23 protein-coding genes are annotated in these 20,251 nt (G+C 64.6%); 5 read left to right on the plus strand and 18 right to left on the minus strand.

The window, feature by feature from the left end; translation table 11 throughout:
- Positions 1-182 precede the first annotated feature (182 nt).
- On the plus strand, positions 183-671 hold the full coding sequence (locus tag AC6I21_RS13055; RefSeq protein ID WP_246049574.1) for a DUF6328 family protein: 489 nt from the start codon (positions 183-185) through the stop codon (positions 669-671).
- Here AC6I21_RS13055 and AC6I21_RS13060 read toward each other — a convergent pair.
- Positions 668-1,474, minus strand: coding sequence for an oxygenase MpaB family protein (locus tag AC6I21_RS13060; protein ID WP_497762563.1), 807 nt, complete (start codon positions 1,472-1,474; stop codon positions 668-670). The genes AC6I21_RS13055 and AC6I21_RS13060 overlap by 4 nt on opposite strands.
- A 112-nt stretch (positions 1,475-1,586) precedes the next feature.
- Between AC6I21_RS13060 and AC6I21_RS13065 the strand changes: the two genes are divergently transcribed.
- The gene (locus AC6I21_RS13065; RefSeq protein ID WP_138175901.1) at positions 1,587-2,261 is read left to right on the plus strand and encodes a metal-dependent transcriptional regulator; all 675 of its coding nucleotides are present in this window, start codon (positions 1,587-1,589) and stop codon (positions 2,259-2,261) included.
- Here the strand turns inward: AC6I21_RS13065 and AC6I21_RS13070 are convergent.
- The 9 genes from AC6I21_RS13070 to AC6I21_RS13110 form a co-directional block, all read right to left on the minus strand.
- Positions 2,258-3,133 (minus strand): metal ABC transporter permease, encoded by an 876-nt coding sequence (locus AC6I21_RS13070; protein ID WP_346921271.1) that lies wholly within the window; start codon positions 3,131-3,133, stop codon positions 2,258-2,260. The genes AC6I21_RS13065 and AC6I21_RS13070 overlap by 4 nt on opposite strands.
- A complete protein-coding gene (locus AC6I21_RS13075; RefSeq protein ID WP_138175897.1) occupies positions 3,130-3,867 on the minus strand; it encodes a metal ABC transporter ATP-binding protein in 738 nt (245 codons plus the stop codon). The genes AC6I21_RS13070 and AC6I21_RS13075 overlap by 4 nt, the downstream gene beginning before the upstream one ends.
- On the minus strand, positions 3,864-4,823 hold the full coding sequence (locus AC6I21_RS13080) for a metal ABC transporter substrate-binding protein (RefSeq protein WP_497762564.1): 960 nt from the start codon (positions 4,821-4,823) through the stop codon (positions 3,864-3,866). Before AC6I21_RS13080 ends, AC6I21_RS13075 begins: the two co-directional genes overlap by 4 nt.
- A gap of 168 nt (positions 4,824-4,991) precedes the next feature.
- The gene (locus AC6I21_RS13085; protein ID WP_497762565.1) at positions 4,992-5,342 is read right to left on the minus strand and encodes a cupin domain-containing protein; all 351 of its coding nucleotides are present in this window, start codon (positions 5,340-5,342) and stop codon (positions 4,992-4,994) included.
- Positions 5,343-5,444: 102 nt separating this feature from the next.
- A complete protein-coding gene (locus AC6I21_RS13090) occupies positions 5,445-6,095 on the minus strand; it encodes an aminoacyl-tRNA hydrolase (protein ID WP_497762566.1) in 651 nt (216 codons plus the stop codon).
- A 76-nt stretch (positions 6,096-6,171) separates the two neighbouring features.
- On the minus strand, positions 6,172-6,522 hold the full coding sequence (locus AC6I21_RS13095) for a cupin domain-containing protein (protein ID WP_138926764.1): 351 nt from the start codon (positions 6,520-6,522) through the stop codon (positions 6,172-6,174).
- 100 nt (positions 6,523-6,622) lie between these two features.
- On the minus strand, positions 6,623-9,214 hold the full coding sequence (locus tag AC6I21_RS13100; protein ID WP_497762567.1) for an SH3 domain-containing protein: 2,592 nt from the start codon (positions 9,212-9,214) through the stop codon (positions 6,623-6,625).
- Positions 9,215-9,463: 249 nt separating this feature from the next.
- Positions 9,464-9,670, minus strand: a complete 207-nt coding sequence (locus tag AC6I21_RS13105) for a hypothetical protein (RefSeq protein WP_497762568.1) — start codon at positions 9,668-9,670, stop codon at positions 9,464-9,466.
- Positions 9,671-10,087 (minus strand): flavin reductase family protein, encoded by a 417-nt coding sequence (locus AC6I21_RS13110; RefSeq protein WP_497762569.1) that lies wholly within the window; start codon positions 10,085-10,087, stop codon positions 9,671-9,673.
- A gap of 82 nt (positions 10,088-10,169) precedes the next feature.
- On the opposite strand from AC6I21_RS13110, the gene AC6I21_RS13115 reads away from it, so the two are divergent.
- Entirely contained in the window at positions 10,170-10,748 is a 579-nt protein-coding gene (locus tag AC6I21_RS13115) for a sugar O-acetyltransferase (protein ID WP_497762570.1), read from the plus strand.
- 7 nt (positions 10,749-10,755) lie between these two features.
- On the opposite strand, the gene AC6I21_RS13120 is transcribed toward AC6I21_RS13115, so the two are convergent.
- Entirely contained in the window at positions 10,756-11,604 is an 849-nt protein-coding gene (locus AC6I21_RS13120; RefSeq protein ID WP_396277297.1) for a hypothetical protein, read from the minus strand.
- A 380-nt stretch (positions 11,605-11,984) separates the two neighbouring features.
- On the opposite strand from AC6I21_RS13120, the gene AC6I21_RS13125 reads away from it, so the two are divergent.
- Positions 11,985-12,911: a MerR family transcriptional regulator gene (locus AC6I21_RS13125; protein ID WP_497762571.1), complete on the plus strand. Its 927-nt coding sequence runs from the start codon at positions 11,985-11,987 to the stop codon at positions 12,909-12,911.
- Positions 12,912-12,954: 43 nt separating this feature from the next.
- On the opposite strand, the gene AC6I21_RS13130 is transcribed toward AC6I21_RS13125, so the two are convergent.
- Positions 12,955-13,158 carry a helix-turn-helix domain-containing protein gene (locus AC6I21_RS13130; protein ID WP_054821201.1) on the minus strand — a complete coding sequence of 68 codons (204 nt, stop codon included), beginning with the start codon at positions 13,156-13,158 and terminating at the stop codon, positions 12,955-12,957.
- A 220-nt stretch (positions 13,159-13,378) separates the two neighbouring features.
- On the opposite strand from AC6I21_RS13130, the gene AC6I21_RS13135 reads away from it, so the two are divergent.
- On the plus strand, positions 13,379-13,864 hold the full coding sequence (locus AC6I21_RS13135) for an Lrp/AsnC family transcriptional regulator (RefSeq protein ID WP_138175877.1): 486 nt from the start codon (positions 13,379-13,381) through the stop codon (positions 13,862-13,864).
- A 29-nt stretch (positions 13,865-13,893) separates the two neighbouring features.
- On the opposite strand, the gene AC6I21_RS13140 is transcribed toward AC6I21_RS13135, so the two are convergent.
- The 6 genes from AC6I21_RS13140 to AC6I21_RS13165 all read right to left on the minus strand — a co-directional run bounded on the left by AC6I21_RS13140 (position 13,894) and on the right by AC6I21_RS13165 (position 20,238).
- Positions 13,894-14,511: a TetR/AcrR family transcriptional regulator gene (locus AC6I21_RS13140; RefSeq protein ID WP_138926771.1), complete on the minus strand. Its 618-nt coding sequence runs from the start codon at positions 14,509-14,511 to the stop codon at positions 13,894-13,896.
- 120 nt (positions 14,512-14,631) lie between these two features.
- A complete protein-coding gene (locus AC6I21_RS13145; protein WP_497762572.1) occupies positions 14,632-15,831 on the minus strand; it encodes an MFS transporter in 1,200 nt (399 codons plus the stop codon).
- A gap of 10 nt (positions 15,832-15,841) precedes the next feature.
- Positions 15,842-16,246, minus strand: a complete 405-nt coding sequence (locus tag AC6I21_RS13150; RefSeq protein WP_138175873.1) for an arsenate reductase/protein-tyrosine-phosphatase family protein — start codon at positions 16,244-16,246, stop codon at positions 15,842-15,844.
- A 119-nt stretch (positions 16,247-16,365) separates the two neighbouring features.
- Entirely contained in the window at positions 16,366-17,877 is a 1,512-nt protein-coding gene (locus AC6I21_RS13155; protein ID WP_138175871.1) for an APC family permease, read from the minus strand.
- A gap of 70 nt (positions 17,878-17,947) precedes the next feature.
- Positions 17,948-18,817, minus strand: coding sequence for a universal stress protein (locus AC6I21_RS13160; protein ID WP_138926773.1), 870 nt, complete (start codon positions 18,815-18,817; stop codon positions 17,948-17,950).
- On the minus strand, positions 18,814-20,238 hold the full coding sequence (locus tag AC6I21_RS13165; protein WP_497762573.1) for a flavin monoamine oxidase family protein: 1,425 nt from the start codon (positions 20,236-20,238) through the stop codon (positions 18,814-18,816). Before AC6I21_RS13165 ends, AC6I21_RS13160 begins: the two co-directional genes overlap by 4 nt.
- Positions 20,239-20,251: the final 13 nt, after the last annotated feature.

Genomic DNA, 20,251 nt, shown 5'->3' on the forward strand with positions numbered 1-20,251 from the left:
GTGCTGCTGGTCCAAGGTCTTCACCTTCCCCACCCTAGGCGCAAGCGCCCGGGCCGCTCAATGAACTGGCTTACCCTTGTCCGTTGGCAGGAAACACGCTGGACGCCGCTCCGCCGGGCGGCGCGCTTGCGGTAGGCTTTCGACACTTGCACGCTGTGTTGTTGTCACGAGGAGTCCGGAATATGGGGAAACGGCGAAGCATGCCCGATGACAGTCCCGAGGCGCCGCACCGCCAGTGGAATGAGCTGTTGCAGGAGATGCGCGTCATGCAGACGGGCATCCAGATCCTGGCGGCGTTCCTGGTGGTGCTGCCCTTCCAGTCGCGGTTCGAGATCGTTGAGCCGCGCGAACAGGTGATCTATGCGGTGCTGCTGCTGGTCTCGGTGCTGCTGATACTGCTGATGATCTTCCCGGTGGCGGTCCACCGCTACCTGTTCGGGCAGCGGGTGAAGGCCACCACCGTGCACCTGGGGCATATCGTGGTCAAGGTCGTCGGGATCGGGGTGGGTCTGCTGATCTGCGGTTGTGTCTGGTTCGTGGTGCAGGTGCTGTTCGGCTGGCAGATCGGCTCGCTGGTCGGCGGTTCACTGATGCTGGTGACCATCTTCCTGCTGGTGATCCTGCCGCGGTTGGTCACCCCGCTGGACACCCTGCCGCAGCAGGACCGCTAGCCCAGCCGTCCCTTGTCAATGCGGCGCAGGCTGTAGCGCATCGGGGCGTGGCGCACCGCCCGGGGCAGTACCCGGTTCGCGGTACGCAGCACCCGAACCACCGCGCCGTAGCGCCGACGCACCGTGGGGGTGAGCCGGTACCCGTAGAGTTCGCGCACCCGCGGCGGCAGCTGGGCAATGGTCACATCCCGCACCAGCGGCAGCACCGCCCGAATCCACCAGGGGGCGTGGCGCCCGGTGAACAGCTCATCTGCTGCCTGGCGCACCTCCTCGGTGACCTGCAGCTGCTCCAGCATCTGCTGGAAGTAGCGTTCAAATTCCGCGCGGTCCGCCGGCCAGAAACCGTCGGGCATCTGCAGCGCGCTTCCCAGCACCGCGTACTCGCGGTACAACGCCTCCTCATCGTTCGCTTCCAGGGCCGGCAGCGTCAGCCGGGCGGCGAGGGTCGCCGAATCGTAGAGGGTTGCCGCCACCCACACCTGTAGCCGGGGGTCACGGGCGGAGTAGGCCGGGGTCCCGTGCCGCGGATCGCGCGGAGCGTGCACCGGCCGGTGGGCGGCGTCCACGAAGTTCACCACGCGCTCGCGCTGCCGTTCGTTGCCGGCACCCAGTGCGTAGACGTAGGCAAGGGTGTTGTGCAGCCGGGAGAGCGGGTCGGCGACAAAGTTCGAGTGGCGCACCACTGCGGTGCCGATGCGCGGTTCGGCCAGCTGCAGCAAGATGGCCCTCCCCGCCCCCAACAGCAGGCTCGCCTCCGGGGCGATGCGACGCAGAAGGCCTTCTTGGGGCTGGCATGGATCCATGGTGTCCAGAATAGGTCAGCGCCCTGCATGCCCAATGGGAAGGCGTCGGTGCGGCCACGCCTAGGCCTGTCCACCAAGCTGGCACCAATCAGCATTGACTATGATGTAAGACGTGTCAGTCACCCAGCTTTCGGATAGCGCGCAGAACTACCTGAAGATCATTTTCAGTCTCAAGGAGTGGTCTGATGAGCCGGTCACGCCCACGGTGATTGCCGAACGGGCCGGAGTGAAGCTGTCCACTGTCTCCGGGGCTTTGGGCAAGCTGCGTCAGCAGGACCTGCTGGATCACGCCCCCTACGGAGAAGTCAGTCTCACCGAGACCGGGCGCGCCTACGCGGTGGCCATGGTCCGCCGCCACCGGCTGATTGAGACGTTCCTGGTGCAAATGCTCGGGTACCGCTGGGACCAGGTCCATGCGGAGGCCGAACACCTGGAGCACGCGGTCTCGGATTTCATGATCAGCCGGATCGACGAGCTGTTGGGCCACCCGACCCGGGACCCGCACGGGGACCCGATTCCCAGCGCCGACGGACTAATCGACATGCCCAACGCCCACCCCTTGGGGGAAACCGCCCCGGGCAGCGACGTGGTGGTTGAACGGATCTCGGATGCGGATTCGCAGCTGCTGCAGTACTTCTCCGACCACGGCATTGTGGTTGGCGCCCGGCTGCATGTCACCGGCGGGGATCCGTTCTCGGACACCATCGAGGTCAGCGCCGGGCCCGAGGCCAAGACCGTGGTCCTGGGCAGCCGGGCCTCCGGCGCCGTGTGGGTCTCCGCGGCTTAGGCGCGGGCCGTCAGTGCCTTGCGTCGCCGGGCCGCGCGCACGGATTTGGCGACCATCCCCTGCCTCGGGCTGAAGAGGTAGACCCCCAGGAAGATCAGGCCCTGGGCCAGTACCACCATGCCGCCGGTCGAGGCGTCCAGGTAGTAGCTGGCGTACACGCCCACCACCCCGGCTGAGGCGGCCAGCACCGGTGCGATCACCAGCATTCGTCCAAAGCGGTCGGTCAGCAGGTACGCGGTGGCACCGGGAATGATCAGCATGGCCACCACCAGGATCACCCCCACCGCCTGCAGCGCGACCACCGAGGTCATGGCCAGCAGGCCAAGCAGAACCGCTCCCAGGATCCTGGGGTTCATGCCCAGCGCATGGGCGTGGATGGGGTCAAAGGCATAGAGCGTGAAGTCTTTGCGCTTGGTGATCAGCACCGCGAAGGTGACCGTCCCCAGGGCCAGCACCTGCCACAGGTCTGCCCGGGATACACCCAGCAGGTTGCCGAACAGGATGTGGTTCAAATCCAGGTGGCTGGGAGTCACGGAGATCAGCACCAGCCCGAACGCAAACAGGGTGGTGAACACGATCCCGATTGCCGCGTCCTCCTTCACCCGGCTGGTGTCGCGCAGTCCCCCGATCAGCGCCACCGCCAGCAGCCCGAACACCACCGCCCCTAGCGCGAACGGCGCCCCAAGGATGTAGGCGATCACCACCCCGGGCAGCACCGCATGGGAGACCGCATCCCCCATCAGTGACCAGCCGATCAGCACCAGCCAGCAGGAGAGCACCGCACACAGCACCGCGGCGATCACGGTCACGGCCAGGGCGCGCAGCATGAAGGTGTAGCCCAGCGGCTCGGAGAGCAGTTCGATCAGATTCATTTTCCGCCTCGGTTCATCGGGTCCAGGCCAAAGGCCAGCGCCAGGTTCTCGGGTTGCAGCACGCTCTGCGGGCTGCCGTGCATCAAAACCCGGGTCATCAGCAACACGGCTTCATCGGCCAGGTTCGGCAGGGCATGCAGGTCATGGGTGGAGATCAGCACACTGCCGCCCTCCGCGGCGATCTCACGCAGCAGTTCGGTGATGGTCCCCTCACTGCGCTTGTCCACCCCGGCGAACGGCTCGTCCAGCAGCATGATGGTCGCCTCCTGGGCGATGCAGCGGGCCACGAAGGTGCGTTTCTTTTGACCCCCGGAGAGCTGGCCGATTTGCCGGTCCGCGTGCTTGGCCAGGCCCACGCGTTCCAGGGCAGTGTCAACGGCCCGGTGATCGGCCTTGCTGGGTCGGCGCAGGAAACCCATCCGCCCGTAGCGTCCGGTCATCACCACTTCACGCACGGAGATTGGAAAGTCCCAGTCCACCGCCTCGTTCTGCGGCACGTAACCGATGGCGGCCCGCTTGCGCGCCAATTGCGGATCCATTCCGTTGATCCGCACTGTGCCGGTGTCTGGGCGAATCAGGCCCATGATCGTCTTGAACAAGGTGGACTTGCCCGAGCCGTTCATGCCGATCAGCGCACACACGCTGCCGGGGTGAACCTGCAGGCTGGCCGAGTCCAGGGCCAGCACCGGCCCGTAGTGCACGGTGGCGTCACGCACGTCGATTGCTGGTGTCATTTTCCGTTTCCATTCAGGGCCCGGGCGATCGCCCGGGTGTCGTGGGTGATCAGATCCAGGTAAGTGGGTACCGGACCGTCGGGTTCGGAGAGCGAATCCACATAGAGCGCTCCCCCGTAGACGGCGTCGGTGGACTCAACGACCCGCTGCATCGCGGCATCGGAGACCGTGGATTCGCAAAAGACCGCAGGCACCTGGTGCTCACGCACATAGTCGATGGTGGAGGCCACCTTGCGGGGGGTGGCCTGGGATTCGGAGTTCACCGCCCACAGGTACTGTTCATGCAGCCCGGCATCGCGGGCCAGGTAGGAGAACGCGCCTTCGCAGCTGACCAGCGCCCGCTTGGTCTTGGGCAGGTGGGCCACGTCGGCCAGCAGTTGATCGTGCACCTGCTGCAGTTCCCGCTGGTAGTCGGCCGCGTTCTGCCGGTAGTCGGCGGCGTGCGGCGGATCCAATGCCGCAAACGCCTCTGCCATGTTCTGCACATAGGTTTGCACGTTGACCGGGCTCATCCAGGCATGGGGATTGGGTAGGCCGCTGGCATCCCCGTGCGCGATGGCAATCGGTTCGATGCCCTGGCTGACGTTCACGTGCGGCGCATCGACGTCCGCAACGAACTGCTCAAACCAGGCTTCGAGCCCCAGCCCGTTGTCCAGGATCAGATCCGCCCCGGCTGCGCGGCGCAGGTCATCGGGGGTAGGCTCATAGCCGTGGATCTCCGCCCCGAACTTGGTGATCGATTCGACGCGCAGATGCTCACCGGCAACGTTGTGTGCGATATCGGCCAGCACGGTAAACGTCGTGAGCACGGTGGGGCGTGAATCGGCGGCGGGTTCGGCGCTGGGATCCGTGCTGGCTGGCGCCGCGCAGCCTGCCAGCAGCAAGGCCAGGACCAGTGCGAGCGCTGCTGGGCGGGTCACGGCGTGCCGCCGTTTCCAGTTTTCGGGTAGGTGCATCAGCGGACCCTGACTCCATTCTCAGTGTGCAGAATGCGGCACCTCTGCGTGCCACACCCCCAGAGTAATGTTTGAGGGGTCAAACATTCAAATTTGATACACCTGACCTTGGGTTCGTGACAATGGATTCCCCACGGCGAACCGTGAAGGTTCCGGTGTGCCCCGCAGCTAGTGGTACAGGAAGATCAACAACAGCCGCGCCTGCTCCAGGGCGGTGACCGAATGCTCCAGGGACGCCTCCAAATGCATCATCGCCCCGGCGGCCAACCGATGCACCGTTCCACCGATCTCCAGCTCAACGCTTCCGGAGACCACCTGGATGATCACCGGGTGCGGCGAGGAATGCTCACTGAGGACCACCTGGTCGTCAAAGGCCAGCTCGGTCACCCGGAAGTTATCGGCCTTGTAATGGGTGTGCGGGGAAATTCTTCCCGGCTTAAAAGGATTGGTCTCGGCCAGCTGATCGACCCCGGTCGTAATTACGCCCCGAGGCAAGTCGCCGTTGACTGGGTGCTCCATCTGCTGCGTCCCTTCGCTCGCTGCCGCTTAGTGCAACCTTGGCACAACTGACGGCAAGGAACCAGAGCCAACGTTGCCCCGTGGGGCGCTACCGCCCCAACGCTATCCGGCCAGCAGCACGTAGGCCGTGGCCGAGCCCGGTTCGATTTCGGTGCGTCCGGCGTCATGAATCACCGGGCCGTGGACAAGCTCCATGCTGGCGGTGAAGTCATCACGGCTCAGCTGCCGCACCCCCAGGGTGGCGCCGTCGGCGATCCATTGCTGCACGATGTCCTCGTCGGCTTCCAGCAGCCAGGCAAACAGGGCGTGGGCGGCCTGGGCGCTGGCCTTGCCGGTGGACATCTCCAGGGAGGCGTCCAGGACGATCACCACTTGCCCGCCCAGCACCCCGCCGGATTGCGGCAGCTGTGTGCCGGAGACCTGCAGCTTGGCCAGGATCTTGGGCATGTCATCGGCCGGAACCGGGGCAAGCCCGGCGGCCTGTGCACCGCCAATTTCAATGAGGGCGTGCTCGGGGAACTCCTGCCGCACCTTGGCGAACGCCTTGGGGTTCGCCCGTCGCACCGACTTGCCGAAAGCCCCATGCGCCCAGGGCTGCCAGGCTGGGTTCACCGGATCCTGCAGGAAAGCGGCGATCGAAGCCAGTGCGACGGCGGCAATGGCTTCGTCCTCGCCGGCCGGGTCTTCCTTGTCGACCAGCAGGATGATGGGTTGAATCAGCTCCGAGGCGACACGTTCGGTATATTCGCTCATTGCTTCATCTTCGCATTCCCGGGCGGATTACGGCACTCGTTGACTTCGGCGGCGTCCTTCGTCCGGGCGAGGACGTTTAGCGGTTGAGGAAGGTGACCGTGATGCGTGCCGGTTCGGGGGCGAAGACGGCGTGGGGAACCATCTCCTCCAGGTGGATCACGCCGCCGACCCCCAGGCGGTGGACTTCTCCACCCACTGTGAAGTCGACTTCCCCGTCAATGACCTGCACCAGGATTGGGGTCCGGGCCTTGTGATCGGGCAGCTCCACCCCGGCGTCGAATGCGATCTCGGTAATCTGCACCGTCTGACCGGCGAAGATCCTTTTTGCCGAATACTTGCCCGACTTAACAGGGTTGCGCTCGACATAGTCCTGCACGCTCTGTGCAATCAGCGTCGATTCCTGCGGCGTGCCGCTTTCCTTCGCCACTACGGTGTCCTCCTTGGATGCTGGACGTTGAACTGCCTTGCCACCATCATCTCCCCAAGGACACGGCCTTGTCTGCCGGGGCGACACGCACGGCAGCGGGTCAGCGCACCGCGCTGTCGTCCAGCTTGCCGCCGGTTGCGGCGTTGCCATAGGTTTCCACGTGCACGTGGTCATTGTGCAAGGTGGTGTCATTCCAATTGCCGGTGAACTGGGTCCCGTATTTTCCGGACTTGGAGTACTCGGTCCACCCGGTGGTCGGCAGCCAGATCTTGTCCCGCCAGATCAGGTATTCCACGCCCAGCTCCATGCGGTTGTCCAGCAAGAACTGCGCGATTCGGTTACCGGCGGCGATGGACTGCGGGTCCTTGTAGTTGCGGATCATGATGTCCACCGCGCGGCCACTGCTGTGCCCCACGGATCCGGAGCGCAGGGTTCCCATGGAGGTGTAGTAGCCAGCGAACCGCTGTTGGACGGCTTTCATGACGGCACGGGTGTCGGGCTGCACCGTCGCCGGGCCGGAGGTGCTCAGGTAGCGTTCACTGACCCAGCCGGTGCCCTTGGTGCTGGAGATGTAAGCCCACCCGGAGTCCGCCTTCAGGTAGGTGACCTTTTCGGCCTGGGGAACGACTGCCTTGCTCGGGTAGCTGGTTCCAGCCCCGGTGCGCAGGTTCAGGTTGGCGGTGGTCCATCGATACTGGATGGCTTCGGGGCGGGGTGCTTGCGGTTTGGGCGGGGCCGGCTGCTGCGTGGGCGCAGTGGCCGCCGGGGCCTTGGTGGAGAGATAGCTGCTGCTGACCCAGCCGATTCCCTTGCTGGTTTGGACCCGGCTCCACCCGGCGGAGGTCCCCTTGACCGTCAGGCGTTCCCCGGTTGGCAGCACACCGACCGACTTGTACATCGTGCCGGCCCCCGACCGCAGGTTCAGGTTCGTGGTGGTCCACCGGTATTGTCCACTGACCGGGGTGTAGGCGGTGGTGATGAGTGATGAGGTGGGCACCCAACCGGTTCCCTTTGAGGTTTTCACCTGGCTCCAGCTGCCCTTGCTCTGCAGCAGGTCCACCTTCTGGCCAGCAGGAACTGTTCCCAGCGAGCCGGCCGTCGTGGAAGCACTCTTGCGAACGGCGGTGGGGTCAACGAACCAGCGCTGTCCAATGACCTTGGGAGCCTGCGGAGTTGGCTTGGCAGGAGGCTTCGGAGCGCTGGCGGACAGCTGCTTCGAGGCAACCCACACGGGGCCCTTCGCCGTGGAAACCTGCGACCACGAACCCGAGGACCGCAACCACTCGACCTTCGTCCCGGCCGCCAAACTCACGACCTTACTCGACTTGGTACTGGCGCTCTTATACCCGGTCTGCTTCGAAGTCAGCCACCGGTACGAAGCCGCAGGAGCCTTCACCCCCAACTGATTCGAAGGCACGAAACCGGTCTTGCCAGAGACCTTGACCTTGCCCCACGAACCAGACGCACCCAGGTACTGGACCTTGGTCTTACGCGCGACCGCGCCCAGCGACTTCGACTTCGCCGACGCCGAAGCCCGCAACTCCTGATACGACTGCGCATACCGATACACCGCAGCCTTCGGAGCGCTGGTGGACAGCTGCTTCGAGGCAACCCACACGGGGCCCTTCGCCGTGGAAACCTGCGACCACGAACCCGAGGACCGCAACCACTCGACCTTCGTTCCGGCCGCCAAACTCACGACCTTACTCGACTTGGTACTGGCGCTCTTATACCCGGTCTGCTTCGAAGTCAGCCACCGGTACGAAGCCGCAGGAGCCTTCACCCCCAACTGATTCGAAGGCACGAAACCGGTCTTGCCAGAGACCTTGACCTTGCTCCACGAACCAGACGCACCCAGGTACTGGACCTTGGTCTTACGCGCGACCGCGCCCAGCGACTTCGACTTCGCCGACGCCGAAGCCCGCAACTCCTGATACGACTGCGCATACCGATACACCGCAGCCTTCGGAGCGCTGGTGGACAGCTGCTTCGAGGCAACCCACACGGGGCCCTTCGCCGTGGAAACCTGCGACCACGAACCCGAGGACCGCAACCACTCGACCTTCGTTCCGGCCGCCAAACTCACGACCTTACTCGACTTGGTACTGGCGCTCTTATACCCGGTCTGCTTCGAAGTCAGCCACCGGTACGAAGCCGCAGGAGCCGTCACCCCCAACTGATTCGAAGGCACGAAACCGGTCTTGCCAGAGACCTTGACCTTGCTCCACGAACCAGACGCACCCAGGTACTGGACCTTGGTCTTACGCGCGACCGCGCCCAGCGACTTCGACTTCGCCGACGCCGAAGCCCGCAACTCCTGATACGACTGCGCATACCGATACACCGCAGCCTTCGGAGCGCTGGTGGAAGTCAGGTACTTGCCGGAGACCCAACCCGTTTTTGACGCATATTTCACCTGCTCCCAGGTGCCGCTCTTCTTTAGGACGGTCAGCGTGACGCCTGTAGGAATCACCAGAAGCGACTTGGATGAGGCCGTTGGTTTTTGGCGCAGGTTGAGGTTGGTAGTGGTCTTCTTCTTGATCGTTGCCTTGGCTGTGGCAACGCTGGCAGATGCGACAGGAGAAGCCAGCGCTGCCGCTGCGACGGGACCTGCCGTAGCGGCGGGCAGGGCTCCACCGACGACAACGGACAGGGCAAGCAGCAGCGCTGTGCCGCGTAGTGTGCGAGCCATCTATTCAACTTTCACCCGGGGCTGCTCTGCGCCCCGGGTGCCTCAGTACAGCCGGTCGCCAGTCTTGCCTAGCATTCCAAAAGATTGCGCATGCCCTTCGAGCACGGCGCGGGGAAGGGCGACGAGCAGATTCGAAATGTCACGGCTGCTTAATTTTATGTCAGGTTCGTCATAAGAAAGTACACATTTTCTGTTTAGTGCAGCTCGCCCAGTAAGTCGCCAAGTGGCGCGGCAAGAATTGTCGCTTGCTTAGTCGGCGGCGGCTCGCTGTTCGTCCCATTTCTCCACCGGAATGCGGCGAATGCTCATGATGTCGCCGATGGAACACCACTGGGCGCCACCCAATCGCGCCACCGGATTCAGCAGCTGGGCATCCGGGCGCTGCTGGTCATTACAGACGTTGTCATCCACCGCAACATGCACGACCTCGCCGAGCACCAGGAAGGAATCGCCCACCTAAATGATTTGCTCCAGTTCGCACTCCAGTGCGGCAGGGGAACCAGCCACGCGTGGGGACTTCACACGAAAGCCAGGCTCGGATTCGAGAGCTATTTCCGCGAATTCACTGCGGCCGGGCTCGAACTCGGTGGCGCTGGCGTTGATTTCCTCGACATGGTGACGAGAGGCGAAGCAAATGGTGAATTGGCCTGTCTGTTCAATGTTCCGTAGCGTGTCTTTTCGCCCCACTGAGGTGAACTGAACAATGGGTGGATTCGCACTGGCAAGCGTGAAGAAGGAATGCGGCGCAAGATTCGGCGTCCCGCGCTGATCCACGGTTGACACCCAGGCAATCGGGCGGGGAATGATGAGATTCTTCAACAGGTGGTAGACATCCACAGCAGCAACTTGCTGCGGATCCGTTTCGATGCGCATGCCAACCAGCGCACCAGATTTCCCTGCGCATTTCCATCAGCGCCTTTGGCCTGGATGCGAAACCATTTTCTATGCTGGTGCCATGACTGAGCTTTTTGCCGATGACTCCCGCTCCAATCGGGAACGAATGCTTGCCGGTGACCCATACATCGCGGACGCCGAATTGGCGCAACTATCGCAGCAAGCGTTGTCCCGAACCCACGAATACGAGCGGGCCTACCTTGAGGATCCGGCGAGCGCCCGCCGCATCCTGGAAAACCTGATCGGCGAACTGGGAACCGGGGTCGATATTCGCCCACCCTTGCGAGTCGATTACGGAAGCAATATCAGCATCGGTGAAGGCACGTTCATCAACTTCAATTTCACGGCCCTTGACGTCGCACCCATCAAGATCGGCGCCGATTGCCAGATCGGCCCGAACGTCCAACTGCTCACCCCCACTCATCCACTGGATCCGGAAGAGCGTCGCAGCAAGATCGAGTCCGCGCAGCCCATCACACTCGGGGATAATGTGTGGCTCGGCGGGGGCGTCGTCATCGTCCCCGGAGTCAGCATCGGACACAACTCGGTCATCGGTGCCGGCGCGGTGGTTACCCGTGACATTCCCGCAGGGGTTGTGGCCGCAGGCAATCCTGCTCGGGTCATCAAACAGCTTGCATGAGCGGCAATCAGCGGTGTCGCGCCCGGCGCACGAAGAGGAGGATGACGCTAAGCAGCATGGCCGTGGCCAGCGTGCCCAACCCGAGATAGACGTGGTGAAGCTGGAGTAGCTGCTCGCGGCCGACGGCCCAAAGGTTGTTCGGGGACCGCAGGTCCTCGGCGGACGAGGAGAAGCTGGCAGCCACCGACAACACTGCGGGCATGATCCATTGCACCAGTAGCGCGGCGCACCACAGCAATAGGGCACTCCCCCGGGCAAATCCCAGGTAGCCCAAGGCGATGCCCAGCATTATGGGTCCGAGGAAGTCCAAGTGTGTTTGCACCGCGTCCACTGCCAGAACTTCGCCGAGCCAGTGCCCCGGCATCAGGCTCAACACCGCCAGGGCTATGGAGAACCCGCCCAAGGGCGCCAAGGACAGTCCGGCATGGAGGACTAATACGCCCACCACCATCGACAGTGTCAGTCCGAGATGCACGCTCAGCTGCTCCACGTCGAGCGCCGCGGTGCGAAGTACCGTCCAGGATTGGTAGATGGCCGCCGTCCATCCCGTCAGCAGTCCAAGGCCACAGAGTACCGCGCACCTTCCACGCCGGTTGGCAAGCAGCCGGGTGCCCAGGCCGGTCAGCAGCGCCGAGGCGCCGCCCATGAGGAAAAGAAGGTGGGGCTTCTTGCTCGCAAGGGGAAGCAGGCTCGTGGCCGCCTCTTGCCCCGCTGTGGCTTGGATTCCAGGTTCGGCCGTCAGCCAGGGAAGCAAGGCCAGCACAACGGCGGCTATTCCCAGCAACCACTGCACCCACCAAACGGTCAGGGCCGAGCGGACGGCGGAGACGAAACGTGAAGTAGTTCGAGGGCTCACACTGCAATTCTCCCAAAACCGGCCAGCGAATCGGTGAGTCCCGCGCGGGTCAAGGATTTGCGGGGCCGACAGGTGGGTTGGGGAAGGACCGGGGAGACATGGGCCAAGAGCATCAATATTGCCGCGTCCGGAATAGCTACGGGCAACCGCTGAACATGCAGATGGTCCGAAACGCTTCGCTCTGCCACGAAGCCTTTCGGACCATCTGTAGTGTTTCTGCTGACCCGGTTCGGCTGGTAAGCGTCCTCTGCACCCTGAACATGAATATGCTTGGTTCGCGTTCCGGTGGGTCATCGGCCCCGCTGGCGGTAGCCCTCGGTTGCCTGTTCTGGTTCTAGTAAATACGCATTCGACAGACTGAGCAATAGGCACATTAATCGTTGATCAATCTGATCAAGCGACGACGAGTCGCCTGTCGATTCCTGGTCATTCTGCCGAAAAAGCTAGTGGATGTGACTTGCGACATATCTGATTGGACGCGAAACCCCCTTGACCCTGACGTTGCGTCAACCTTTAGCGTTGTGGGCATGCAAGCCAATTCCTCCCGCCCAGTCGAGCGCTACTCGATCCAACAGGTCGCCAAGGCCGCGTCGGTCACCAGCCGCACCCTGCGGCACTATGACCACATCGGGCTGCTTGAGCCGGTTGAGGTTTCCACCGCCGGATACCGCCTCTACGACCAGGCATCGATCGTGCGGCTGCAACGGATTCTGCTGCTGCGCAACATGGGCATGGAGCTCAAGGCCATCGGCGCCATCCTGGATCAGGAGCAGGACCAGATTGCGGCACTCACCGAACACATTGAGGTATTGAAAGGACAGCGCGCGGCCTTGGATCGGCAATTGGAAACCCTGCAGAAAACCATTGAAAGGCTCAACCGAGGAGAGAGCATGGACTTAAATGAATCCTTCGAAGGAATCAACGAACAATACCGGAAGGAGGTCATCGAGCGCTGGGGCGAAGAGAGCTACAGCGCTTCTGACCGCTGGTGGAAAGCCCTGTCCGCAGACGACCGGGGAGATTTCATGGCGCAGTCCAAGGCCCTGATCGCGGCGTGGACCAATGCCGGGACACGGGGCCTGAGCCCCGATTCGGCCGAGGCCCAGCAGCTGGCGGCAGAACACGTGCGGTGGCTGCGTGGCATTCCCGGCACCCCAGGCCACGGGAGTGACGACCCCAGCGTCCTGCACCGGTACGTGCGCAACCTCGCGGAAATGTACGTGGCGGATCAGCGCTTTGGCGATACCTACGGGGGCCAGGCACAGTTTGTGCACGATGCCCTGATCCACCATCTCGACCAGCAGTAGCCCCGACCGGGCACCGGTCAATCCCCGGTGCCCGGAAGGGTTCTCACTTGGTTTCGCGGGCAATGTCCTCCCGCGCCTCCGCGTACCGCCGTTGAATGTAGTTCTCCAGCTCCACACGCTCCACCCGCCACATCCCGCGTCCACCGATCTGGATCGCCGGCAGCTCTCCGCTTTTGACCAGGGCACGCACCTGGGGCAGCTTCACATTCAGCTCTTCGGCAACATCTTCGAGGCGTAGGAATCTCATAACCAACACGTTACGTCCATTAGCTGTCTTTGGGTTCGATTTACTGCGGTTTTGTGGATAACCGTGCGTTTCGGTTAGCCGAGAGGACCTTCCGGGCAGCCGACACATTACCGGTCATACCGTGCAACACGCTTGGGGGTGGCTGATCATTTTGACTAGTATTTCACGAAGGCAACCCGCCTGATTGTTCGATTTGACGCTACCGCGCAGGAGAGACCCCATGATCCCGGAGACGTATCAGCTCGATGAAACCGACCGGCGGATCCTGCTGGCGCTGGACAACGATCCCCGGGTGCCGATCATGATGTTGGCCCAGCAGTTGGGCCTGGCCCGCGGAACCGTGCAGACCCGGCTGGAGCGCCTGGCGCACTCCGGCGCCCTGCGCCCTAACACTGCACGCATTCGTCCGGCCGCACTGGGGCGTGGGGTCTCCGCTGTGGTCAGCGCCGAGCTGGATCAGGCGCGGCTGGATGAATCGATTGAGGCCCTGCGCCAGATTCCCGAGGTATTGGAGTGTGTGGCTCCGGCCGGGGACACCGACCTGCTGATCCGGGTGGCCGCCAAGGACCCGGATGACCTTTACCGCGTCAGCGAGGTCATCCGGCTGTGCCCGGGCATCACCCGCACCTCGACCTCGATGATCCTGCGCGACGTGATCCCCTACCGCACCACCGCCATGCTCAAGCACGACACCGCCACCAAGTAGCCGCGAGCCTTCCGGCTGCCCTGCCGAGCCTAGTTCACCGCAGCTTCTTCAGGCACATCCGCCCGCAATTCGCTGATGCGCCGGCGCAGGTGCCCGGCATGCTGTTGAATTGTTTCTTCCCGGTCATCAAGCTGAACCATCACGTGTGCCCCCACCGTCAGCGTCAGCAGCTCATCGGCCACCGTTGACGGGTCCCACCGGCTGTGCAGCTGCCCGAGGCTCACCGCCTGATGCAGGTACATCACGGCCAGGTTGCGCCAGGGACTGAGGTTGCGCAAGAATGCCTTGCTCAGTTCCAGGTTGCCAATGGACTGCTCCCAAAAGGTCAGCAGCACCCGGGCCAGTTCCTTGTTGTCCTGCCGGTCGGGCAGGGTCTGCTCGAAGATCGCCGAGACCGCGTCCATCCCCTGCAGCCCGGAGACAGTGCGCTGCAGACGCTCAACCAGGACCGCGGTGGCGTACTGGCTGGTGGCCATCAGGATCTCGTCCTTGCCCTCGAAGTATCGTTTGAGGGCACCATTGGCGTACCCGGCGGCCGCCGCGATCTCTCGCATGGTCGCCGCCCGGAAGCCGCCGTCGATGATCAGCTTTTTGGTGGCCAGCACGATTTCCAGGCGCCGCTGATCATGGTCGATAATTTTCGGCACCAAGTACCTCCTCGGGCTGAAGTTCAGCGTCGGGGTTTCCAGCTGGGAATTTCATGAGTGCAGTCCTCGTTCCCAGGGAACCTGTGATAGCGGGCCACACCAGCTTACTGAGCGTTGCGGTTAACTACCAGATTTTACCGGCTGCATCTTGGGTCCGGCCAACAGTGTCCGATTGCTGAGCACGCAAACCAAGCTGAGCACGCACAGCACCCCCAGCAGGAGGATGAAATACAGCGGGTCGGCGAACAGCCGCCACAGTGAGAGCAGCGTGGGAATCAGGAAGCCGATGTAGCACACCGAGTAAAACCGTCCAGTCAGCTTGCCCACCTCGCCGGGACCGGCCAACGCCAGCACCTGGCCCAGCCCACCCAGCAGCAGGATCCCGTTCGCGCAGCCGGCCAGCACCGAGGCCACCAGGCCCAGGGCGGTGGAACCGGTCAACGCCACGGAGATCATCACCAGGTAGGTGGTGATCGCGGTCAGCAGTCCAATGACCAGCAGCCTTGCCGTTCCCGGCCGGTCCCAGCGCCGGGCAAAGGGCTGGATCAGGGCCCCCAGGCCCATGGTGACCGCCACGGTGATGGTGGAGAACAACAGGCTCGCCCCGGCACCCCTACCGGTCAGCGCCGGGACCACCGCGAAGCCGCTGGTGGCCAGGCCAAAGACCCAGGGGGCCATGGGCAGTACCAGGCGGTTGAAGATCTTCAGGCCCTGCGCGCTGGTGCCCTGCACCGCCTGCTGCACCGGTTCCCGCCGGGGAGTGCCGGGTTGGAAGGCAATGAGCACCAGCCAGGCTGCGGCCGTGATCGCGTGCACCAGGTAGGCCAGTTCCGGGTTCCAGGTCGCCCCCACCAGGGCACCGGAGATCACCGGTCCGACCGCGAAGCCCAGCGACGTGCACAGTCCGGCGCGCACCGCACCGCTGGCCCCGGGGCTGACCTCCTTGATCCAGCTGGTCGCCGCAACCATGGCCAGGCCCATGCCCACCCCGGTCAGCACCCGGCCGGCATGCAGCCACACCTCGGCCTGGGCGCCGAGCATCAGCAGCACCGATCCCCCAATCGAGGCGATCAGCGCCAGCAGGGTGAAGGGCTTGCGTCCCAGCCGGTCCGCCCAGGAACCGGCGAACACCAGCATCGGCAGCAGACCCACCACGTAGCTGGCCAGCACCAGGAACGCGGCCACCTCGCTCAGCTCGCGGTGCTGCTGGTACCAGCCGATCAGGGAGACGTACTGGTTGGCGCACCAGCCGGTGAGCACCAGACAAATTCCGGGGAACCACCAGGAGCCGGCGCGCTGCGTCCGGATGGCCGCGGTCACCGCCGTGATGCTACTGCCCCAGGTCGTAGCTCAGCGAGCGGACCCGCTCGGCGATCTCGTCACGGATCCGGCGCATCCGCTCGGCCCCGGTGTAGCCCTCGTCGCTGGGTTCGGAAAGGATCCAGCGTTCGGTGCGCACCGAGGAGTCGAACGTCGGCTGCGCCTCGCTGCCCAGGATCACCACCCGGTCCACGGTGGCCACCACCTGCGGGTCGATGGCCTTGGGTGTTCCGGCGGACATGTCCGCCCCGGTTTCGGCGATCACCTGCACCGATTCGGGGTTGATGCCCCCGCCCGGGTTGGTCCCTGCGGAGTAGGCGGTGATCTTCCCGTCGGAGAAGTGCTCCATCAGCGCGGCGGCCATCTGGGATTTGCCGGCGTTGCGCGAGCAGATGAACAGTACTGAGTTACCCATGCAGTCATTCAACCACCCCAACGAACAATAGCGGCAACCCGCCGTCCAATTGTTATGCCGTGGCCATGGTGGCCGTCCGGCGCAACAACCTGGCGGGTGCCGCTATTGCGTGGGGGGTGCTAGCGCTTGGTCTTGATCGTCTCCCCGCGGAAGAACGCCGGGTGCTTGACGCGCATGACCAGCATGATCACCACGCCCAGGGCCAGCACGCCGACCCCGAGGATGAACACCATGCCCACCCCGCCAATCGAGGAGCCCGAACCGTAGGCCGGGTCCATGGAGTCGATGCAGGTGCGCACGAACATCACCAGCAGCACCACGCCGCCGATCAGCGGAGCCAGGAACTTGAACAGGATGTTGCGCACCGAGTCGAACAGTTCGGTGCGGAAGTACCACACGCAGGCCAGCGCGGTCAGCCCGTAGTAGAAGCAGATCATCATGCCCAGTGCGGTAATGGTGTCCCACAGCGCGTTCTCGGACAGGATGCGGGTCACCACGTAGAACCCGGCCGCGGCCACGGCCGCGGTGACGGTGGCCACCGACGGGGACATGAAGCGCGGGGAGATCCGCGCGTACTTCTCCGGCAGCGCCTTGTAGTAGCCCATGGACAGGATGGTGCGCGCCGGGGAGACCAGGGTGGACTGCAGCGAGGCGGCGGAGGAGGAGAGGATCGCCAGGCTCATCAGGATGGCCAGCGGACCCATCACCGGCCCGGAGAGCACCGCGAAGATCGATTCCTGGTTCTCCGGGTTGCCGGCGCCCAGGCCCTCGGTTCCGATGCCGGCGTAGTAGATAACGCCCAGGGACACGGCCATGTACAGGGCGATGATGATCAGCACCGTCAAGGTGGCCGCGCGCCCCGGAACCTTCTCCGGATCGGTGGTCTCCTCGTTCATGGTCAAGGTGACGTCCCAGCCCCAGAAAATGAAGATGGACAGGCTCACGCCCGCGGCAAAGGCGGTGAAGGACTCCACCGCGGCCGGGTTGAACATCTCCAGGGTGATCGGCGTGCGGTCAAAGGGCTCGGGGTTGGTGAAGCACATGATCGCGAACAACAGCAGCACCGCCACCTGGAAGCCCACCAGCACGTACTGGAACGCCTTGGTGGCGTTCAGCCCGCGGTAGGAGATCCAGGTCGCGGCCGCCACGAACACCAAGGTGGTGGGAATGTTGATCCACAGGTTGCGGGTCAGCTCCGCGATCCATTCCTGCCCGGTCAGCTGCGCGATGAGCAGGTAGAAGAAGTCCACCGCCACGGCCGCCAGGTTGGAGAGCACAATCACCGTCGCGGCGATCAGCCCCCAGCCGCCCATCCAGCCGATCAGCGGACCAAACGCGCGGGTGGCCCAGGTGAAGCTGGTGCCCGAATCGGGCATCACATTGTTCAGCTCCCGGTAGCCCAGCGCCACCAGCAGCATGGGCAGGAACCCGGCCAGGAAGATGGCCGGCAGGTTCGTGCCCACCTCGGCCACCGTCGGGCCCAGGGCGGCGGTGAGCGTGTAGGCGGGGGCGATACAGGAAATGCCGATCACCACGGTGCCCAGCACGCCCACGGTGCCCTTGCTCAGGCCCTTTTCATGCAGGCCGCTATCGGACCCCGGCGGGTGCTCCCGCTGCACATCGTTAGACATCTACGGTTCCTTGCTCGTCGTTGAGGTGTACATCCCGGGCAGCTGGGTGCGCGGGCAGGAATGGAAGGCGCTACCGGCCCGACCCGCCGCTGCGGTGTGGAACCACCGCCATCGGCACGGGCAGGTGGCGCAGCATGCGCTGGGCCTTGGAGCCCAGGAACAACCGGCGCGGCGGGGCCAGACGGGAGGAGCCGAAGACGGCCAGTTCCCCGTCCAGCCAGCCGATGGAGGCGATCGCCTCATCGATGCTGGCCCCGGTGACCACTTCCGGCTCCACGTGCTCGCCCAGCCCGCTGGTCAGCTCGTCGAGCTGTTGGCGGGTGGCGCGCAGCACCGGGCTGTCTTCCCCGGCCTGCTCCTGGCTGGTCACCAGCGTGGCCACGCGCAGCCCAATGCCCAGGCGTTCGGCGCTGCGCACCGCCTGGTCGATGACCTCCCCGGCCCCGGGCAGGTCCCCGACGAAGGCGGTGATCCGCGAGATCCTGCCCTTGGCCTGGCGCAGCGCGGCCACCCCGCGCGGGTTGGACATCAGCACCGGCACCGGTGAGGCGTGCAGCAGGCTGGTGGCCACCGCACCGGGGGCGAAGAACCCGGCCTTGTGGCGGCTGCGCCCGCCGAGCACGATCGCCTCGGCCCCGGTCTCGGCGGCCAGCTCGATCAGCCCGTGCGCCACCGAGGAGACGGTGCGGGCGGTGACCCGGGCGCTGATGCCCTCCGGCACCAGCGCCAGCGCCTGCTCGGCCCAGCGGTCCGCCTGGGCGGAGAGCACGGTGTGGTACCCGTGGTCCCCTCCCGGGTAGGTGGCCTGGAAGGGGGTGTCCTCCGGCAGCACCATGGCCAGTTCCAGCGAATCGACCGCGCGGTCGCTGATCAGCGCGCAGGCCAGCTCGATGGCCTCGGCCCCGCGCTCGTCTGCGGTGTAGCCGATCAGCAGTTTCATGCGTCGACCTTGTTGCCGGCCACGAAGGAGTCCACCCCGTCGTAGTTCTGGTCGTACTCGGTGCCCTCCAGGGCGGCCACGATGCGCGCGGCGGTGCGACGGCCCATGCGCACGGCCCCATCCACGTGCTGGTAGCCCTCTCCGGCCAGGTCGGAGGAGGAGAAGTAGATCGGGCCGACGTTATCGTTCTGTGCCGGGCCGAAGCGGTACAGCCCGCCCAGGTCATAGCTGGTGGCGTAGGCCCCGCGGGTCCATTCCTCGCTGCCGAAGTCGGAGAGGTAGAAGACCTTGGGCTCCAGGGCCTTGGGGCCCAGGTACTCGGCCATGGCCTTGAGGATGTGCTGCTTGCGTTCGCCCTCGTTGAGGGCGAAGACCTCATCGGCCTTCACGTCGGAGACGAAGCCGACCAGGGTGCCGGTACTCTCCCCGTGGTAGGTGTTGTCGTAGATTTCCTGGACCAGGCTGGTCGGGCCGAAGCAGGTGCCCGACAGTCCCTCTTCACGCCAGAACGGGGTGTCGTAGACCGCGTGCACCTTGATGACCAGGCCCATGGACTGGTGCTGGTGGGTGATGTGCTGCTTGCGCGGCAGCGGCGGCTCGTAGCTGATGCGCGAGTACAGGTTCGGCGGGATGGCCAGGATCACCTTGCGGGCCTTGACGCTCAGGTCCTTGCCGTGGGCGGTGACCCCGTCCTCGGACCATTCCAGGCGCAGCACCGGGTTGTCCAGGAACAGCACGCCCTCCTCCAGGCGGGCGGCCAGGGCCTTGGAGACTCCCTGCATGGTGCCCACGATGCGGCGGTCCAGGATGAAGTCCTCATCGACCAGGTTGTCGAAGGAGCCGGCGGAAGCGGCCATCAGCACGGCCTGCAGCGCGGAGAAGGTGTGGGCCGGCTTGGTGAGCATGCCCCCGGCGATGAACAGCCCCACGTTCTGGCAGGCGACCTCGTCATCGCTGTGCTGGGCCAGGAAGTGGTGGAAGGAGATCTTGTCCAGCTCCTGGGCCTGCGGGTGGTTCCACGGGTGGTCCGGATCCATCTGGGCGGAAAGGTCGTTGAGCAGCCCGATCAGCTTGTTCATCTCGGCCACGGTGGATTCGGCGACCGGGAAGTCCTCGCCCTCATAGCGGATGGACTCGCCCTCGGCGGTGCGGTAGACGCTCTTGCCCTGCTTGTGGCGCTCGAAGGTTTCCAGGCCCAGCTCACCGATCAGCGAGTACAGGGCGGTCTGGTCCGGGCTGATCCACTGCCCGCCGATCTCAATAGTCGCCCCGTCCATGGTCTCGGTCCAGGTGCGCCCGCCCACGCGGTCGCGGGCCTCGAGCACGGCCACGGACTTGCCCGCCTTCTGCAGTTCGTAGGCCGCGGTCAGCCCGGAAGGTCCCGCTCCAACGATGACAACGTCGCGTTCCAGCTGTTTCATGATCGATCTCTCC

The organism is Glutamicibacter sp. St.4D3 (assembly GCF_059728615.1).

Excerpts from the sequence above, each read along its gene's own strand:
- AC6I21_RS13165 (WP_497762573.1), bottom strand. The coding sequence starts at position 20,238 with ATGAAACAGCTGGAACGCGACGTTGTCATCGTTGGAGCGGGACCTTCC.
- AC6I21_RS13070 (WP_346921271.1), bottom strand. The coding sequence starts at position 3,133 with ATGAATCTGATCGAACTGCTCTCCGAGCCGCTGGGCTACACCTTCATG.
- AC6I21_RS13110 (WP_497762569.1), bottom strand. The coding sequence starts at position 10,087 with ATGCGCATCGAAACGGATCCGCAGCAAGTTGCTGCTGTGGATGTCTAC.
- AC6I21_RS13155 (WP_138175871.1), bottom strand. The coding sequence starts at position 17,877 with ATGTCTAACGATGTGCAGCGGGAGCACCCGCCGGGGTCCGATAGCGGC.
- AC6I21_RS13135 (WP_138175877.1), top strand. The coding sequence starts at position 13,379 with ATGATCCCGGAGACGTATCAGCTCGATGAAACCGACCGGCGGATCCTG.
- AC6I21_RS13085 (WP_497762565.1), bottom strand. The coding sequence starts at position 5,342 with ATGGAGCACCCAGTCAACGGCGACTTGCCTCGGGGCGTAATTACGACC.
- AC6I21_RS13055 (WP_246049574.1), top strand. The coding sequence starts at position 183 with ATGGGGAAACGGCGAAGCATGCCCGATGACAGTCCCGAGGCGCCGCAC.
- AC6I21_RS13060 (WP_497762563.1), bottom strand. The coding sequence starts at position 1,474 with ATGGATCCATGCCAGCCCCAAGAAGGCCTTCTGCGTCGCATCGCCCCG.
- AC6I21_RS13075 (WP_138175897.1), bottom strand. The coding sequence starts at position 3,867 with ATGACACCAGCAATCGACGTGCGTGACGCCACCGTGCACTACGGGCCG.
- AC6I21_RS13160 (WP_138926773.1), bottom strand. The coding sequence starts at position 18,817 with ATGAAACTGCTGATCGGCTACACCGCAGACGAGCGCGGGGCCGAGGCC.
- AC6I21_RS13090 (WP_497762566.1), bottom strand. The coding sequence starts at position 6,095 with ATGAGCGAATATACCGAACGTGTCGCCTCGGAGCTGATTCAACCCATC.
- AC6I21_RS13080 (WP_497762564.1), bottom strand. The coding sequence starts at position 4,823 with ATGCACCTACCCGAAAACTGGAAACGGCGGCACGCCGTGACCCGCCCA.
- AC6I21_RS13100 (WP_497762567.1), bottom strand. The coding sequence starts at position 9,214 with ATGGCTCGCACACTACGCGGCACAGCGCTGCTGCTTGCCCTGTCCGTT.
- AC6I21_RS13130 (WP_054821201.1), bottom strand. The coding sequence starts at position 13,158 with ATGAGATTCCTACGCCTCGAAGATGTTGCCGAAGAGCTGAATGTGAAG.
- AC6I21_RS13150 (WP_138175873.1), bottom strand. The coding sequence starts at position 16,246 with ATGGGTAACTCAGTACTGTTCATCTGCTCGCGCAACGCCGGCAAATCC.
- AC6I21_RS13115 (WP_497762570.1), top strand. The coding sequence starts at position 10,170 with ATGACTGAGCTTTTTGCCGATGACTCCCGCTCCAATCGGGAACGAATG.